The 15448-nt window shown below is 62.7% G+C and carries 18 protein-coding genes; 10 read left to right on the forward strand and 8 right to left on the reverse strand.

The genetic code is table 11. From position 1 onward, the window contains the following. Positions 1–13 precede the first annotated feature (13 nt). Both ACNQOP_RS06535 and ACNQOP_RS06540 read left to right on the forward strand, forming a co-directional pair. Positions 14–931 carry a diacylglycerol/lipid kinase family protein gene (locus ACNQOP_RS06535; RefSeq protein ID WP_257369908.1) on the forward strand — a complete coding sequence of 306 codons (918 nt, stop codon included), beginning with the start codon at positions 14–16 and terminating at the stop codon, positions 929–931. A gap of 56 nt (positions 932–987) precedes the next feature. Continuing rightward, positions 988–1725 (forward strand): GAF and ANTAR domain-containing protein, encoded by a 738-nt coding sequence (locus ACNQOP_RS06540; RefSeq protein ID WP_309993230.1) that lies wholly within the window; start codon positions 988–990, stop codon positions 1723–1725. A 7-nt stretch (positions 1726–1732) separates the two neighbouring features. Here the strand turns inward: ACNQOP_RS06540 and ACNQOP_RS06545 are convergent, their stop codons facing one another. Further along, positions 1733–2638 carry a hypothetical protein gene (locus ACNQOP_RS06545; protein ID WP_416403713.1) on the reverse strand — a complete coding sequence of 302 codons (906 nt, stop codon included), beginning with the start codon at positions 2636–2638 and terminating at the stop codon, positions 1733–1735. 145 nt (positions 2639–2783) lie between these two features. Between ACNQOP_RS06545 and ACNQOP_RS06550 the strand changes: the two genes are divergently transcribed. Further along, positions 2784–3077, forward strand: coding sequence for a DUF4287 domain-containing protein (locus ACNQOP_RS06550; protein ID WP_416403714.1), 294 nt, complete (start codon positions 2784–2786; stop codon positions 3075–3077). A gap of 83 nt (positions 3078–3160) precedes the next feature. Beyond that, a complete protein-coding gene (locus tag ACNQOP_RS06555) occupies positions 3161–3610 on the forward strand; it encodes an SRPBCC family protein (protein ID WP_416403715.1) in 450 nt (149 codons plus the stop codon). On the opposite strand, the gene ACNQOP_RS06560 is transcribed toward ACNQOP_RS06555, so the two are convergent. Beyond that, complete coding sequence (locus ACNQOP_RS06560) at positions 3607–4548, reverse strand: hydroxymethylglutaryl-CoA lyase (protein WP_416403716.1); 942 nt, start codon at positions 4546–4548, stop codon at positions 3607–3609. The genes ACNQOP_RS06555 and ACNQOP_RS06560 overlap by 4 nt on opposite strands. Continuing rightward, the gene (locus ACNQOP_RS06565; RefSeq protein ID WP_416403717.1) at positions 4545–5795 is read right to left on the reverse strand and encodes a CaiB/BaiF CoA transferase family protein; all 1251 of its coding nucleotides are present in this window, start codon (positions 5793–5795) and stop codon (positions 4545–4547) included. Before ACNQOP_RS06565 ends, ACNQOP_RS06560 begins: the two co-directional genes overlap by 4 nt. Positions 5796–5855: 60 nt before the next feature. On the opposite strand from ACNQOP_RS06565, the gene ACNQOP_RS06570 reads away from it, so the two are divergent. The 5 genes from ACNQOP_RS06570 (at position 5856) to ACNQOP_RS06590 (ending at position 9703) form a co-directional block, all read left to right on the forward strand. After that, on the forward strand, positions 5856–6368 hold the full coding sequence (locus tag ACNQOP_RS06570; protein ID WP_416403718.1) for a GNAT family N-acetyltransferase: 513 nt from the start codon (positions 5856–5858) through the stop codon (positions 6366–6368). Positions 6369–6451: 83 nt separating this feature from the next. Then, entirely contained in the window at positions 6452–7531 is a 1080-nt protein-coding gene (locus ACNQOP_RS06575; protein WP_416403719.1) for an alpha/beta hydrolase, read from the forward strand. 58 nt (positions 7532–7589) lie between these two features. Continuing rightward, positions 7590–8552, forward strand: coding sequence for an alpha/beta hydrolase (locus ACNQOP_RS06580; RefSeq protein ID WP_416403720.1), 963 nt, complete (start codon positions 7590–7592; stop codon positions 8550–8552). 91 nt (positions 8553–8643) lie between these two features. After that, positions 8644–9270: an FMN reductase gene (locus ACNQOP_RS06585; protein ID WP_416404075.1), complete on the forward strand. Its 627-nt coding sequence runs from the start codon at positions 8644–8646 to the stop codon at positions 9268–9270. Positions 9271–9352: 82 nt separating this feature from the next. Then, positions 9353–9703, forward strand: coding sequence for a zf-TFIIB domain-containing protein (locus ACNQOP_RS06590; RefSeq protein WP_416403721.1), 351 nt, complete (start codon positions 9353–9355; stop codon positions 9701–9703). A gap of 6 nt (positions 9704–9709) precedes the next feature. On the opposite strand, the gene ACNQOP_RS06595 is transcribed toward ACNQOP_RS06590, so the two are convergent. Both ACNQOP_RS06595 and ACNQOP_RS06600 read right to left on the reverse strand, forming a co-directional pair. Further along, on the reverse strand, positions 9710–10285 hold the full coding sequence (locus ACNQOP_RS06595; protein ID WP_284987355.1) for a hypothetical protein: 576 nt from the start codon (positions 10283–10285) through the stop codon (positions 9710–9712). A 7-nt stretch (positions 10286–10292) separates the two neighbouring features. Beyond that, complete coding sequence (locus tag ACNQOP_RS06600) at positions 10293–10766, reverse strand: hypothetical protein (RefSeq protein WP_416404077.1); 474 nt, start codon at positions 10764–10766, stop codon at positions 10293–10295. A gap of 592 nt (positions 10767–11358) precedes the next feature. Between ACNQOP_RS06600 and dnaB the strand changes: the two genes are divergently transcribed. Then, on the forward strand, positions 11359–12744 hold the full coding sequence (gene dnaB / locus ACNQOP_RS06605) for a replicative DNA helicase (protein ID WP_235518206.1): 1386 nt from the start codon (positions 11359–11361) through the stop codon (positions 12742–12744). 12 nt (positions 12745–12756) lie between these two features. Here dnaB and ACNQOP_RS06610 read toward each other — a convergent pair whose 3' ends face one another. The 3 genes from ACNQOP_RS06610 to ACNQOP_RS06620 form a co-directional block, all read right to left on the reverse strand. After that, positions 12757–13140 (reverse strand): VOC family protein, encoded by a 384-nt coding sequence (locus ACNQOP_RS06610; protein WP_416403722.1) that lies wholly within the window; start codon positions 13138–13140, stop codon positions 12757–12759. A gap of 90 nt (positions 13141–13230) precedes the next feature. Next, a complete protein-coding gene (locus ACNQOP_RS06615) occupies positions 13231–13689 on the reverse strand; it encodes a ribose-5-phosphate isomerase (RefSeq protein WP_416403723.1) in 459 nt (152 codons plus the stop codon). 9 nt (positions 13690–13698) lie between these two features. After that, a complete protein-coding gene (locus ACNQOP_RS06620) occupies positions 13699–15441 on the reverse strand; it encodes a dihydroxyacetone kinase family protein (RefSeq protein WP_416403724.1) in 1743 nt (580 codons plus the stop codon). Positions 15442–15448 lie beyond the last annotated feature (7 nt).

The following is a 15448-nucleotide window of genomic DNA, read 5'->3' on the forward strand; positions in this document are numbered from 1 at the left end:
TAAGGCCCTCGCAATGAATCAGGAGCACATCGTGGATTCTGCCCGGACCTTTGAGTCGATCGTCATTATTTTCAATCCCAACAGCACGGGGGACGCGCCTGAGTTGGCGCAGCAGCTGCACGACAAGTTAAAGAGTCTCCTCACGTACCAGCCCGAGATCATCCTCCAGCCCACGGAGCATGCAGGCCACGCAGTTGATTTGGCGCGCGAAGCAGCGGCGAAGGGAGGGGACGTCCTTGTGGTTTCCGTGAGTGGCGACGGCGGATACAACGAGGTGGTGAACGGTGTCATGCAGGCCGGCAACCCGCGGGCCGTTTGTGCCGTGAGGGCTGCAGGTAATGCCAACGACCATAGCCGGATTACCGCCTCAAAACCCTTGGAAGAGGCCATTGCCGAGGGTCGGGTCCACTCGATCGACCTTCTCCGGATCCACACGGGCCAAAAAGACCATGAGCCCCTGGAATATGCGCACTCCTATATCGGATTTGGCCTGACCCCGGTTGTGGCCACCGAACTGGAAAAAGGCAGCAAGGGCGCGCTCAAGGAAATGGTCACGGTAATACAGACTTTCTCCAAATTCGAGCCTTTCGCCATCCGCCTGGAGGATGGTAAGCGGCATAAATTCGATAGCCTGGTTTTCGCCAACATTCCGGAGATGGCCAAGTACGCCACGCTGAGCGAAGCGGACAACCTGCCCAAGGACGGTAAATTCGAGGTCATCGTTTTTCCGCACATGCCCAAGTGGCGCGTCCTGCTGACAGCGCTGCGTGCCACCACCCAGGGTTTGGGGGATCAACCGAGCGTCAGCAGCTACGAGTTCACCACCCTCAAGCCGTTGCCGTACCAAATGGACGGTGAAGTCAAGAGGGTGGAAGCGAACGTTACTGTCAGGGTGGAAAGCGCGCCATTAGCGCTCCCGATCATCGGCTAGCCAAGCATTCCTGCCGGACTGTTGTGGCAAGCGGCGGGGTTCTCTAGATTGAGGTCATGGGTGAAGGAGACTGGGCGGGAGAATTCGAGCGGTTGGTCGACCTCATTGCCGGGACCGAGGACGTCAAGGCGTTCCTGGACGGACTGACCGGCTTCGCCGCAGGCATGATGACCAGGGTGTGCGCCGCGCACATTGAGTGTGCGGTGACACTGAGGCGCCGTAAACGGACTGCCACGATTGGAGGCAGCAGCGAACGTGCCCTGATGTTGGACCGGATTGAACAGTCCTTGGGTTCGGGGCCGTGCGTCGACGCACTGGACAGTGGTGTGCCGGTCCTTCTGGGAGATGTTGATTCCGATCCGCGCTGGCCGGAGTATCGGAGCGCGCTGGACGCGGCAGGGATCAAAAGTGCTCTGGGGGTCCCCATGACCTTGGGTCCGGATTCGGCCGCGGTGTTGAATTTCTTCTCTCCTACCCCGGGGGTCTTCACGGAGGAGAGAATTGCCGATGCTGTGCTTTTCGTGGAGATGTCGAGTAAAGCAATGCGGCTGGCCATCAGGATTGCGGCCGCTGATCAGCGCGGGGACGATCTAAAAGCCGCCATGGACACCAGGACAGTCATAGATCTCGCCTGCGGAATGATCATGGCCCAAAACCGATGCACCCAGGGTGAGGCATTCGAGGTACTGCGGCGGGCTTCGAGCGATCGCAACCAAAAACTCCATTCCGTTGCGCAGTCGATGGTGGACCGTATTTCCGGGCAGCCGGATGTCGTGGCCCACTTCGACGACTGAATCCGCGTTATCCGTCACCGCACGCAGCAGTAACGAAGTCGTAGATGCGGCCCCGCAGGTCAACTGACGCCGCGATTTTCAGCAGGCCTTCGCGGTCACCCACTTTGACCCTGAGTGGCAGCAATGTCCCTACCTTGTCCTCCGCCACGGCATGCGGATCGCAGCGTGCCGGACGGATTCCCAATGCGAGTTCCATGGGCGCAGCGCCCTGCCTGATATCGACGTTATGGGGCCACGGCTGGTTGTCGGCTTCGGCCAGCAGGGGTGTCCCGTCGATGCCCTGGATGGTCAGCGTCCGATGGGAGCCGCCGTCGGCTGCAGGCGTTATCAGAAGGCGTACGACGGCGGTGCCGCCGTCAGCTGCAACCTCCAGTTTCGGGTCCAGGACCATGCTGGCGACGTCGGCTGCTTGGGCTGCGAGGCACAGCTCGCCTGCGTTCCGGGGGAGGACGCCGAAGGGGTCGGATGCGTCGGAGGTTTGCGGAACGGGGTCCTTGCCTGCTTCTGCATAGTCGATTTTCGCGGTGAGGTCCGTGCTGGTGTCTTTTGGTGTGTCGCAGGCCGGCGCGGGCAGGGCCGTGGGAACACTCTTGGGTTGCTTGGGCGGCAGGACCAGTCCGCCCTCCGACGGCCTCCACACGATGTCCTGCTCGAACAGGGGTGATTTCAGCCGGGCGCTGCTCACGGTGAGGGACGCATCCGTGGTGTTGGTCAGCTGGATTTGGATTGCCTGTTTGCCGTACTGGTCCCGGGACTGGTTGACCTCAACAGTGATGGCTTTCTGCGAGGTGGCGGAGGGTGTTTCAGCGGCAGGTGCGCCGGTGCCAGGTCCGGTGCATCCGGCCAGGAGGGTCACGGCGCTGAAGAAGACCATGACTGAAGCCGAAGCCCGCATGGTCAGCTCTCCGCGCATGCTGCCAGTGTAGGCGGTTGCATGCTCGCGGACACCCTCTTCTGTCTCGTTGTCGGCGGCATCCAGTAGAGTCGCGCGTACTTGGAATTTTCTTCCCCGCGGACCTCGCCACGAGGGCAGCCGCGACTGACGAAAGGCACTATTCATGTCCTTCCAGGCATACCTCGACGCCGTCGAGGACAAGACAGGGCTGACGCCGAGGCAATTGGTGGAGATCGCGGAAAGCAAGGGCTTCAACGACCCGTCCGTTAAGGCGGGAACCATCCTTGAATGGTTGAAGGCTGATTATGGTCTGGGGCGTGGACACGGGATGGCGATGGTTCATGTCATCAAGAACGGCCCGAAAATCGACAGCAAGCACGTGGGCTCGGATGGCCCGCACCGTGACGACTCGGACCTGCTCTGGCTCGATGGAAAGGCCAACAAGCCCTCACCGTAAATGGGCAATCGCTGGCAGGCGAACACTAAGCATGCTTAGCTTGTGGTAGCGATGATGCGGGGCAACGCGTGGAAGGGCTAAAGATGTCGACAGTGACCGAAGTACTTGACTCATCGGCCGACCGCATTTGGGATGTGATGGCCGACGGATGGCTCTACTCCGGCTGGGTGGTAGGCGCATCGCGGATCCGCGCCGTGGATGATCAATGGCCGCAGGTAGGTGCCCGGCTCCACCACTCGGTCGGCTCCTGGCCGTTCCTCATCGACGACAACACCAGCGTCACCGCCATGGAGCCCGCCAAAGAACTCAAGCTCCTGGCAAGGGGGTGGCCCATGGGCGAGGCGGAGGTGCTCATTACTTTGGAGCCCATCGGAAGCGGCCAATGCAAGGTCTCCATCTCCGAAGACGCCGTCCGTGGCCCCGGAAAGTTCATGCCCAAGGCGTTACGGGATCCCGTGATCGGCGTTCGGAACCGTGAAACCCTCAAGCGCCTGGGATTGATGGCCGTGGGTGGAGCTGGAGGCAAAGGCTAAAGTCCGGGCATTACCCATTCAAAGGCTGCGGCTTTGGATTTGGCACCTTGTGCTGCCTTGGAGCGGTTGGGTTCTCCCAGCTCCTCCAGCAACTTACCGGACAGGCGCACCAGTTCGCCGAAGACCTCCGGGTTTAACCAGCCGGGCCGGGTGGCAAACAGGAGGTCTTCGCTGGAGGTGTTGCCGCTGGCGCCTGGTGCAAACGGGCATCCTCCCAAACCGCCGAGTGCGCCGTCCACCATCGCGGCACCGGCTTGGATCGCTGCCAGCGTGTTGGCCACGCCCAGCCCCCAGGTGTCGTGGCCGTGGTAGACGATCCGGCGCGCAGGGGATTCTTCCCGCACCCGAGTGACCAGATGGGCCACCTGGGCCGGTACTGCTTGGCCCAGGGTGTCGCAGATAACGATGTCCGTGGTGCCAGCGGCCCGGGGATCGTTGGCAATCGCCAGTACACGCTCCTCCGGAACATACCCTTCGAACGGGCACGTGAAAGACGTTGCGATGCACAGTTGAATCGCTCCACCGACCGATCTGGCGATGTCGACGGCTTCCGGCAAGGCAGCCAGGCTCTGGTCGGTGGTCCGGCCAATGTTTGCCTTGTTGTGGGAATCCGAGGCCGACAGGCAGTACTGGAAATTGCGTGCTCCCGCAGCCGATGCCTTTGCTACATGGCCAGGCGTCGCCACCCAGATCCAGCACTTTTCCAGTTCGTCAGCGGTCAGTGCTTGGACAACTTCAAGGGTGTTGGCCATGGTGGGCACCAGGTCGGCCCGTGCCATTGAACCCAGCTCGATCGCTGGTACGCCCAGGCGCAGGAGCTCCCGGACCGTCTCGACCTTCCGTTCCGTCGGCAGGATTTTACCGGTGAGTTGGAGTCCGTCGCGCAGCGTCACATCCCGCAGGATTGCGTTGCCGAACGGGCTGGAAAGGGAGTTCATGGCTGTATTACCTCGTCGCTTCCTGAAGCCGCTTTGATCTGGGCCGCGTCCATGTTCAGGAGGCCACCCAGTACCTCCTGGGTATGCTCGCCGAGGTCCGGCCCCAGGTTCCGGATGGGCAAGGACTGCTCACCGATCACGGGAACAATGCCGGGGAAACCTACGTCGGAGAGGATTTCCTCGCCTGTGGAGACGTCGAATTTCTGGATCATGTTGCGTGCAGCGTACTGGCCGTCCGCACTGATATCGGCCGCTGTATAGATTGGTCCGGCGGGGACCCCGGCCAATTCAAGGGCGGCAAGTGCATCCGGAGCGTCCAGGGTTGAGGCCCACTCTCCGATTGCCTGGTCCAGCTCTTCACGCTTGGCCCAGCGCCCGGCATTGGTTTGCAGCCCGGGATCCTCGGCAAGGTCGGGCCGCCCGATCGTGTGCATGTACCGCTGGAAGATCGAGTCGCCGTTTCCCGCCACTACGATGCTCGCCCCGTCCCGGCACACGTACGCATTCGAGGGGGCGATCCCTTCCATGCGGCCCCCGACGCGTTGCCGGTCCACGCCGTAGGCCTGGTAGTCCGGGATCAGTGACTCCATCATGGAGAACATTGCCTCATTCAACGCCACGTCGATGATGCGTTCGGTGAGTGGAGCCGCGCCAGCCGCGTCCCGGCGTCGTGCTTCACGCTGGTACAGGCTCATCACGGAGCCGAAGGCGGCATAGAGGCCGGCGATCGAGTCGCCAATGGAGACGCCCACCCTAACTGGTGCCCGGTCCGGGTCGCCCACCAGGTTGCGGAACCCGCCGTATGCTTCGGCGACGGCGGCAAAACCGGGCCGTCCTGACAGTGGCCCCGTCTGTCCGAAGGCAGAGATGCGGGTGACGATGAGGTCCGGGTTGGCCTCGTTGAGGACCTCAGGCCCCAGACCCCACCTTTCCAAGGTGCCCGGCCGAAAGTTTTCCAGCAGGATGTCGGAGTTTGCGACGAGCTCCAGCACGGCCTGCTTTCCTGCCTCGGTACGCATGTCCAGGACGACGGACTTCTTGTTGCGGTTCAACGTCCGGTACAGCATGGACGTGGTGCCCTTGTGGAGTCGCCAGTTGCGGAGCTCATCGCCGGTTCCGGGGCGCTCCACCTTGATGACCTCCGCACCGAAGTCGGCCAGCAGCCTGCCGGCGGTGGGTGCGGCAATGTAATTTCCGAGCTCAAGGACCCGGACGCCGTCCAGCGGGGCGATTGCTTCCTGTGTCATGCCTCCCAGACTATGATCTTGGACCCGCACTGCAAGATTTCGCCGCAACTAGGCTGGAACATGACTGTCGTGATCCGCACCGCCGTCGAAGCCGATGTGCCCGGGATTGTCGAGATCGATCTTGCCGCCGGTCGCCTTGACGGTGCGGGCAAAGGGAACTTCTCCTCCAGCATCTCGGCCGCGATTGCAGACCCTGCCCGCTTGGTTCTGGTAGCAGGGATGGCCCAGTGCACTCCGAGGGAAGGTACGCCGGCCGTGGTGGGCTGGGCCAAGACACACCAATGGGATTCTGCTGAGGGAGCTGCGCCCGCGGGCCACTACCTCGCCGGGATTACGGTGCTGCCCGACTTCAGGCGAAGAGGGGTTGCCGGGAAGCTCACCGAGGCCCGGCTTGCATGGATCTGGCAACGTGCCGATAGGGCCTGGTACGTGGTCAATGCCCGCAACCAGGCGTCACTGGCGTTGCACCGGACATTGGGTTTCCTGGAGGTCGCCCGCGGGCCCCGATTCCATTCAGTGACGTTCGACGGCGGCGAAGGAGTCCTGCTCGGAGCGGCACGGCCGCTGGCCTGACGTGGACGCGCGCCGATTCCCCCGCGTGCGCCGGACTTTGCCCTTAGCATGGTCCACAGGTGCACCGACCGGGGGAGTGTGTGATGGGACCGTTGGAATCGATCCAGGCCAGCGCGGGGGAGCGTGTAACAACAGGAACGGGTGCCGGTCCGCGCGCACCCCGAAAGCGCTCGTTGCGCCTGAGGAAACTGGACCTGGCGATCCTCGTGCTGCTGGTTGTGCTTTTGGTGCTATCGGCAACGCCCTGGCCGTCGGCGATGTTGATTCGAAGCGTCTTTGAACGCGGTGCGCAGTCCACCATCGACGAGATGACCCCGTACGTTCCCGATACTCCGCTGCAGGCCCAAACAGGTATCGCCTACAAACCCGGATCCACCTTTGATGCCTTTAGTCCTGCCGGGACTGCCGCAGCGCTTCCGACCATCGTGTGGATCCACGGAGGAGCCTGGATCTCCGGCGCGCAGAGGGACGTTGAGCCCTATCTTCGGATTCTGGCAGCAGAGGGCTACACCACCATCGGCTTGAGTTACCCGATCGCGCCTGAGGCGACGTATCCCACAGCCGTTCGTGACATCAACGATGCGCTCGCCTACATCAAGGCGCACGCAGCGGAGCTGAACGTGGACCCGGTTCGCATCGTTCTGGCGGGGGACTCTGCCGGCGCACAGTTGGCCAGCCAACTGACAACGCTCACTGTGAATCCCGAGTACGCGAACCTCTTGGGAATTGAGCCGGCCCTGCAGAAGTCGGACCTGGCTGCCACCATCCTGCACTGTGGTGTCTACGATCTCCGGGCGATGGCAGATTTGAACGGCATTGTTGCCTGGGGCTTCAAGACCTCCCTCTGGGCCTACACCGGCACCAAGGACTGGTCCGCAACCTATGCAGGTGCCACCATGTCCACAATCGACTTTGTCCAGAGCGACTTTCCACCGACGTTCATCAGTGGCGGAAACGGAGACGGCCTGACGTGGCTTCAGTCGGTTCCGTACAGCAATCGTTTGAAAGATGCCGGCGTTCCGGTGACGGAGCTGTTCTGGCCTGCTGGCCATCAGCCAGAACTTCCCCATGAGTACCAGTTCCATCTGAACTTTGCCGAGGCCCGGGAGGCCCGCGACAAGCTGCTCGATTTCCTGTCCACGAACGCCGCCAGGAAGCAATAGGTTCGGCGGCTGGCCGCCATGTTCAAAATTATCTCCATCATGGAACTATCCTTGAGGTATGGTTCTACGTTCGGCTCAGTCAGAAGTCACCACTCGCCGCACGGCCCTCTTCTGGGCCTCCTGGCTTTGCGCGGCAGCCCTGATATTGGTGCCCGCAGTAATGCTGATCGGGAACCCGGCTGTCCTGCGTGGCCACCCGCTGCTGCCAGCGGTATTGGTGACTGCTGCCGTCGTCGGACTTCTTTGGGCCGCCCTGCTCTGGCGAGGGCGTAATGTGCGCCTGCGCCGCTCCACTCTTCGTGCTGTCGGGGCATGGTTGGGGAGGGCCGCCATCCTGGTGCTGGTGGCAATCCTGGCCTGGCTCAATCCCTTCGCCTATCAGGCGGGCGCGGCCAACGCGGGTCCCACAGCGGAAATTTCCGTGGTTGAATCCCCGACGGCGATCACCATGTTGCCGGACGGAGAGCAAGCTACGGAGGGCCTGGTCTTCTATCCGGGCGCGAAGGTGGAGGCCCGGGCCTATGCGGATATCCTCAAGCCTGCAGTGGATGCCGGATTCCTGGTGGTCATCCTGAAGACGCCCCTGAATCTCAGCCTGCTTGACGGCAACCAGGCCAGGGGCGCCATGTCGGACCATCCGGAAATCTCCACATGGACGGTAGGGGGTCATTCGCTGGGAGGAGTCAGTGCGAGCTCTTTCGCGTTGGCGAACCAGGATGTTAACGGCCTGCTGTTGTACGCCTCCTACCCGCTGGATTCCATGCGTGACCGGGTAGGAATGGAGGTCCTGTCCGTCTCCGGATCGGAAGACGGCCTCAGTACGCCGGAAAAGATCGATGCTTCCCGGGAGCTGTTGCCCGTGGATGCCACGTTCGTGGAGGTCCAGGGCGGTAACCATGCGTTCTTCGGGAACTACGGACCCCAACCTGGTGACGGCGAACCTTCTATGGGTCGCGATGTTGCCCAGCAGCAGATTTCCCAGGCCACGGTGGCATCTTTGACCCAACGTGAGGGGCGCTGAGGCTTCCCGGGAATACTTCCGGACGTGCCCCCGTTCATTGATGTAGATGCAAACGCATGTAAGCTGGATGAACAAGCAACAGGAGAATGCCATGGAAACCCGCCGCATCACCGTCCTTTCCGCCGGACTCGGTGTCCCGTCGTCGAGCCGTCTGCTGGCCGATCAACTGGCCGCCTCCGCCGCGCGTCAGCTGCGGGCGGCAGGGTACGACGCGAAGATCGACGTGGTTGAACTGCGCGACCTCGCCGTGGACATCGCCAATAACTTTGTCACCGGCTATGCTGCGCCACGCCTCGCTGAGGTGATTGCCGGCGTCGAGAATTCCGACGCCATCATTGCCGTCACCCCCGTCTTCAGCGCCTCCTACAGCGGACTGTTCAAGTCGTTCATCGACGTTCTTGACCCCAAGTCCTTGGACGGCAAGGCCGTGCTGCTCGGCGCCACCGGCGGCACTGACCGCCACCAGATGGTCCTCGATTACGCCATGCGCCCCTTGTTCAGCTACCTGCGTACCAGGATTGCGGCCACCGGCGTCTTCGCGGGGCCGCAGGACTGGGGAAACACCGACGACGGCGGCTCGCCCCTCTCGGCGCGCGTGGACAGGGCAGCGGGCGAGCTGGTGCAGTTGCTCAGCGGTCCCCAGCCCGGGCGTAAGGCTCCGGTTCTGGAGTCGCTGCCTTTTGAACAGCTCCTGGCCGGGATCTCAGCGGGCAGGTAACCCGAACAAGCGGGCCGACCTGGCCTTGGTGGATCCGAACTATTCCGTTCCGCCGAACGTTGGGGCAAACATGAAATGTCCTGTGGATTCCATTGACCTGGTGATGAGCGAACGAAGCGGCGTCGAGATCGACTACTGCCCCCAATGCAGAGGAGTGTGGCTGGACCGCGGGGAACTGGACAAGATCATCGATCGCGTGGCGGCCGACTCCGGACCCGCCACGCGACCGGCAGCTGCTCCGTCCCAACCTCCGATTGCCCCGCCGCCCCTCTACAACCCTTTCGAGTCCCGTCCACAGCAGCCACGGTACGACGACCGGGACAGGCGTGACGGCCGTGGAGACTATGACCGCCGTGATGGCTACGATCGCGATGGCTATGGGCGCAAGCGCAAGAAAAAAGAAGGTTTCCTGGGGGACCTGTTCGACTTCTAGGGTTTGCTAGTCGTCCAACAGTTCGATGAACTCGCGGGCCTGTTTGATGGTGATGTCTGAGTGGCGCGTCAAAGCGACGGCAGCGCCCTCAACATCACCGCTTTTTGCGAGCGTCCGGATCCGTCCGTAAATCTCGTCGTTGAGCATGTTGCTGCTCACTTCCCGGGTCACCTCGCCTTTGCTGACGATGGCGCGGTACCGGTAGGGGAAACGCTCCGGCTCGTCATCGTCGTCCGCCAGCAGGTCCTTGGCGGGAGCCTCCGGCGTGAACGGCTGGGGGTGCGCGGCCAGGGCGCCCACCGCGTCACGCGACGCGCGCAGGCCCTCGCCGGTCGCCTGGAGGTAGAGCTTGATGGCTGCCATGCCTTGTCCCCGCGCGATGAGCGAGTAGAGCTGCCGGTGCTGCTCCTGGTTGAGCTTGGCGGCGGATTCCCTCGCCAATTCCACCGGGTCCCTGGGCGGCTTCGACGCTGCTGCGTCCGCCCTGGACTCGGCGGAGCGCTTGGTGAACGAGCGAATAAGCAGGAGTACGCCCGCAATGACCGCTATGAGGATCAGAAGCGGGATGAGGATGGAATCCATGGCGTTGTCAGAGCCGATCTACGTAGTTCTTGGCGGTGAGCAGGTCTGAGTGGGTAGCTTGGCGCAAGACTTTGATGGCCTCGATCTTCTTCCCGCTGCGGACCAAATTCTGCAGCTCGAAAGCAAGCTGCGGGTTCAGTTGTCCATTGGGAAGTACCGCGGGCTGGTGTCCCGTCTGGCCGGCCGCGTGGGATCGGGCAGCTTGGGCCTGGAGAGCTGACCGGTTCTGTTCCGTTTGCTGGCTCTGCTGGGCCTCGTTCTGACTCGGCTTTGTTGTCGCCTCGATGCGGGCCCGCAGAGCCAGTGCAGCCTGCACCTGGGAAGCTTGGTGCGCAGCCGAGCGGGCGGCCAGTTCGCGCTGATACCTCTCAGCGTCCGAGAGCCCGGTATCGCGGGGTTTGAAGGCCGCAGTCAAGGCCAAGAGCAGGCCCACCAGGATCAGGAGTGGAAGGACAATCGTCAGCACGTCACCAAAGTTCATCCCCATGCCTAGAGCTTATGCCAGAAGTTGGTTATCCACAGCACATTCCGTTTCGGGCATAGGCTTCTGAGAGAGCTCTGTCAAATTCGATGCGCGACTGTAAGATGCATCATATTTTCGGCATGTTTAGCGACGCATTGGTGCTCGATGGGCTCGAAGCAGCCGATTGGCTGTGGATGATTTTGTGCCAAATCTTTCTTTAGTCCACAGCCGGATTCCGATGTTTCCGCAGGTCAGAGGCTGGTTTCCGCAGAAAGAATTTCTCTATCCACAGAGTAACCCACAGTCTGTGCACAACGTGGCGGCGCTATTCCACAGGTTATCCACAGGGGTGTTCCGGCACCTCCTGTAACGTGTCTGAAGTGTCCATTTTGGGCACGTTATTCACTGCCGGGATCCCCGGGCCCCGAAATCATGAACGATTGAAGCGCCTCTGCGGAGCTAGCTGTGGATAACTTGTGGATACGGAACGCTATTTTGTCGGACGTGCCTGACAGGGTCAGGAGCAACCGGCGGGATCCCTACCCGCATACAGCGCTTTACGGACCGCCGGGATTGCACACCTGCAGCGGTACACAAATGGAGGACGGCCTTGTCAGTTACGCACTTGGACTCAATCGAGGGCACACGCGCTTCAGACTCGAGCCGGAAACCCCCGCAGGACATCCCGGCTGAACAGTCCGTGCTGGGCGGCATGATGCTGTCCAAGGACGCGATCGCCGACGTCGTCGAAATCGTCCGCGGGCACGACTTCTACCGTCCGGCGCACGAGACCATTTACGAATCCATCATCGACCTCTACGGGCGTGGCGAACCTGCCGATGCCGTCACGGTCTCCGATGAGCTGACCAAGCGCGGTGAGATCAACAGGATCGGCGGTCCCGCTTACCTTCACGAGCTCATCCAGACAGTCCCCACGGCTGCCAATGCCGGCTACTACGCCGAGATCGTGGCAGAACGCGCAGTGCTCCGCCGCTTGGTCAACGCCGGCACCAAGATCGTCCAGATGGGCTATGGCCAGGACGGCGAAGTGGAGGACCTCGTCAACCAGGCCCAGGCCGAGGTCTACGCGGTTGCCGAAAAGCGCACCGCTGAGGACTACGTGGCGTTGAAGGACGTCATGGAGTCCACCGTCGACGAGATCGAGGCCTCCGGCCATCGCGGCGAAGGCATGACCGGTGTTCCTACGGGATTCTACGAACTGGACGAACTGACCCACGGCCTGCACCCGGGCCAGATGATCGTTATCGCGGCACGCCCTGCCGTTGGTAAATCCACCTTCGCCCTTGACTTTGCCCGCTCGGCCGCCATCAAGAACAACCTGGCCACAGTAATGTTCTCGCTCGAAATGGGCCGGAACGAAATCGCCATGCGCCTGCTGTCGGCAGAAGCCACCATCGGCCTGCAGGATCTCCGCAAGGGAACCATCAAGGACGAGCAGTGGTCCAAGATCGCCACCACCATGGGCCGCATGAACGATGCTCCGCTGTTCATTGATGACAGCCCCAACATGTCGCTCATGGAGATCCGGGCCAAATGCCGCCGCCTCAAGCAGCAGCACGACCTCAAGCTCGTGATCCTTGACTACCTTCAGCTCATGAGCTCTGGTAAGAAGGTGGAGTCCCGCCAGCAGGAAGTCTCCGAGTTCTCGCGTGCGCTCAAGCTGCTGGCCAAGGAGCTGCAGGTTCCCGTTATTGCGCTCTCGCAGCTGAACCGTGGTTCGGAGCAGCGTCAGGACAAGCGCCCCATGGTGTCCGACCTCCGTGAATCGGGCTCCATCGAGCAGGACGCCGACATGGTCATCCTGTTGCACCGTGAAGACGTCTACGACAAAGAATCACCCAGGGCCGGTGAAGCGGACATCCTCATCGCCAAGCACCGTAACGGTCCTACCAAGGACATCGTTGTCGCATTCCAGGGCCACTACTCGCGCTTTGCCAACATGGCGGGCGACGCCGGTGGTGGCGGCGGGTTCTAGGACGGTTGCACTTCAATCGAGGAACGGCAACTGCCTGTGCAGCAGGCAGAACTCGTTTCCCTCCGGGTCCTGCAGCACGTGCCAGTGCTCGTCGCCGGTTTGCCCCACGTCGGCAGGCCGGGCTCCGAGGGCAAGCAAGCGTTCCAGCTCGGCTGCCTGGTCCCGGTCCACGGGATTGACGTCGATATGAAGGGGCAGCCTCCCCGTGCGAGGGTTGTTGCTTGGGCTCAGGATGATGGTGGGCTGGAGTCCGCCGAAGCCCCGGTCCGGTGGGCCGATCTCGATAGCTCCCTCATCCCGGTCGAGTTCGACATAGCCAAGGACGGCGCTCCAGAACTCTGCCAAAAGTTCCGGGTCGTTGCAATTCAGGACCAGTTCGCTGATTCGGCAGGACATGGAAGCCAGTGTAGCCAGCGTCTGGGCTGAAGTCCGCCAAAGGCCAGGGCCTCACGCTTAGCGCAGGGCCCTGGCCTTCGAATCGGGTGCCTAGCAGCCTTCGAAGTCGCTCAAGACCTTCACTTTGGCGGCAGACCCGGATGACGGATCGAATGCGTAGCCGATCCACTCCTTGGCCAAGCGTCGTGCCAGCTCCACGCCCACCACTCGCTGGCCCATGGTGAGCACCTGGCAGTCGTTGGAGAGGATGGAGCGTTCCACCGAGAACGAATCGTGGGCCGCCGTGGCGCGGATCCCAGGAACCTTGTTGGCGGCAATGGCCACGCCGATACCCGTCCCGCAGAAGAGGATGGCCCGCTCTGCTTTGCCATCGCGGATCATCTCGCCTGCCGCAATGCCCACATACGGGTAGGGCCTGGTGAAGTCCTCGTCTGCCCTGTTGACACCGATATCGATCACTTCGGTGATCCGGGAGTCGGCCTGAAGATCGGCGAGGATTCGGTCTTTGTAGTCAACGCCGGCTTCGTCGGCGCCCACAATGATGCGCATGGAATTCTCCTAGTTATTTGCTGCAGCGGGTACGGGAACTGCGGTGAAATGGGGCCCGACGGCGGCAAACACCATGGCGAGCGAGATCGCCCCGGGGTCGGGTGTGCCGATGCTCTTCTCGGCAAGCGGCCGGGCGCGCCCCTTCAAAGGACGCAGTTCGGCGGTTGCCTCGGCTGCTGCGGTGGCATCGGCGGCAGCAGCGGACCAGGCCTCTTCCACTGCGGTGCCTGATCCAACGTGGTCCTCAAGCGAGGCAGCGAAGGGCAGTAGGGCGTCCATCATGGTCTTGTCGCCGATTTCAGCCTTGCCCAGGCTGGAGAGCCGCTCGGCAAAGGCGCGGACAGATTCGGCGAGGGCCGCCGGCGTCGGGGTTTCTGCGTCTCCGAGCCGCTGGCCCAAGGCCCGCAATCCGGCACCCCACAGGACGCCTGACGTGCCGCCTGCCTTATCGGCCCACGCGTCGCCGGCGGCAGCGAGCAGTGATCCGGCTCCGGCGCCGAGTTCGAAGGCCCCGCGTGCAGCGTCCAACGCTGCAGCCGACCCGCGCACCATGCCGCGACCATGGTCGCCGTCGCCGGCAATCGCATCCATGTCACCCAGCATCGATTCCGAATCGCGAAGCAGTGCCGCCGTCGTGTCCAGGGCCTGGAGGCACTGGGCGGCGTAGGCGCGGGATTCGGCCGTGGAGGAGTAGTCAGCCTCCGCGACGTGGTCGGGATCGGCTTCGGTGTATACAGCGGAAGAGGCCTCGAAGCCAACCGCACCGCGGCGGTAGGCCGGCGTCAGTGCCGGAGCCGTCCAGTACTGCTCGAGCTCCTCATCCAACCAGGTGAGCGTCAGCGAGGCACCTGCCATGTCCAGGGACGTCACCAACTCGCCTACCTCCGGCATTACCAGGGTGTAACCGGCCTCGCGCAGCAGGGGAGCAACGGTCCGCCACAGGACGAAGAGTTCTTCGTGTTTGGTGGAGCCAAGGCCGTTGAGGATTACGGCCAGTCGTGTCGAACCGGATGCTGGAGTCTCCGCCAGCACGCGGCGGACCAGTTCCTGGCCTAGTTCGACGGCGGTCGGCAGCTCGGTATCGAACAGTCCTGGCTCGCCGTGGATGCCCAGGCCCAGGCCCATCTTCCCCTTGGGAAGGCGGAACAACGGCTGCTCGGACCCCGGGAAGGTGCAACCGCTGAATGCCGTGCCGATGGTCCGCGTGGCATCGTTGGCCTTCCGTCCCACCTGGACAACGGAAGCAAGGTCCAAGCCGGCTTCGGCAGCGGCGCCCATGACCTTGAAGACTACGAAGTCCCCCGCAATACCGCGCCGCTTCTCCGCTTCAGCGGGTGAAGCGCTGGCAATGTCATCGGTGACCAGCACGTTTTCCGTCGCTATGCCCTCGGCGTTGAGCCGTTCGCTGGCCATGCCGAAGTTCATGACGTCCCCGGCGTAGTTGCCGTAGGTGAACACCACGCCAGCGCCGGAGTTTGCCGCCTTGGCCACGGAGTAGGCCTGCTGGGTGGAGGGTGAGGTGAAGATGTTGCCCACCACGGCACCGTCAGCGAATCCCGGCCCGATGATGCCTGCGAATGCCGGGTAGTGTCCTGAGCCCCCGCCGGTGACGACAGCCACTTTGGGCGTGGAAGGGCGGCCGCGGCGGACTGCGCCACCCTCCACCTGGCGGACGAGGTCCGAGTGGGCGTCACAGAAACCGGCGAGGGCTTCGTCAGCGAAGTCGGCGGGATCGTTGAAGATTCTGGTCATGGTGGGT

Origin of the sequence: Arthrobacter sp. LFS091 (genome assembly GCF_047977885.1) — a bacterium.
Taxonomy (GTDB): domain Bacteria; phylum Actinomycetota; class Actinomycetes; order Actinomycetales; family Micrococcaceae; genus Arthrobacter.

Bases quoted from the DNA above. Each gene is read 5' to 3' on its own strand.
- ACNQOP_RS06535 (WP_257369908.1), top strand. From the start codon at position 14: ATGAATCAGGAGCACATCGTGGATTCTGCCCGGACCTTTGAGTCGATC.
- ACNQOP_RS06540 (WP_309993230.1), top strand. From the start codon at position 988: ATGGGTGAAGGAGACTGGGCGGGAGAATTCGAGCGGTTGGTCGACCTC.
- ACNQOP_RS06545 (WP_416403713.1), bottom strand. From the start codon at position 2,638: ATGCGCGGAGAGCTGACCATGCGGGCTTCGGCTTCAGTCATGGTCTTC.
- ACNQOP_RS06550 (WP_416403714.1), top strand. From the start codon at position 2,784: ATGTCCTTCCAGGCATACCTCGACGCCGTCGAGGACAAGACAGGGCTG.
- ACNQOP_RS06555 (WP_416403715.1), top strand. From the start codon at position 3,161: ATGTCGACAGTGACCGAAGTACTTGACTCATCGGCCGACCGCATTTGG.
- ACNQOP_RS06560 (WP_416403716.1), bottom strand. From the start codon at position 4,548: ATGAACTCCCTTTCCAGCCCGTTCGGCAACGCAATCCTGCGGGATGTG.
- ACNQOP_RS06565 (WP_416403717.1), bottom strand. From the start codon at position 5,795: ATGACACAGGAAGCAATCGCCCCGCTGGACGGCGTCCGGGTCCTTGAG.
- ACNQOP_RS06570 (WP_416403718.1), top strand. From the start codon at position 5,856: ATGACTGTCGTGATCCGCACCGCCGTCGAAGCCGATGTGCCCGGGATT.
- ACNQOP_RS06575 (WP_416403719.1), top strand. From the start codon at position 6,452: ATGGGACCGTTGGAATCGATCCAGGCCAGCGCGGGGGAGCGTGTAACA.
- ACNQOP_RS06580 (WP_416403720.1), top strand. From the start codon at position 7,590: ATGGTTCTACGTTCGGCTCAGTCAGAAGTCACCACTCGCCGCACGGCC.
- ACNQOP_RS06585 (WP_416404075.1), top strand. From the start codon at position 8,644: ATGGAAACCCGCCGCATCACCGTCCTTTCCGCCGGACTCGGTGTCCCG.
- ACNQOP_RS06595 (WP_284987355.1), bottom strand. From the start codon at position 10,285: ATGGATTCCATCCTCATCCCGCTTCTGATCCTCATAGCGGTCATTGCG.
- ACNQOP_RS06600 (WP_416404077.1), bottom strand. From the start codon at position 10,766: ATGAACTTTGGTGACGTGCTGACGATTGTCCTTCCACTCCTGATCCTG.
- ACNQOP_RS06610 (WP_416403722.1), bottom strand. From the start codon at position 13,140: ATGTCCTGCCGAATCAGCGAACTGGTCCTGAATTGCAACGACCCGGAA.
- ACNQOP_RS06615 (WP_416403723.1), bottom strand. From the start codon at position 13,689: ATGCGCATCATTGTGGGCGCCGACGAAGCCGGCGTTGACTACAAAGAC.
- ACNQOP_RS06620 (WP_416403724.1), bottom strand. From the start codon at position 15,441: ATGACCAGAATCTTCAACGATCCCGCCGACTTCGCTGACGAAGCCCTC.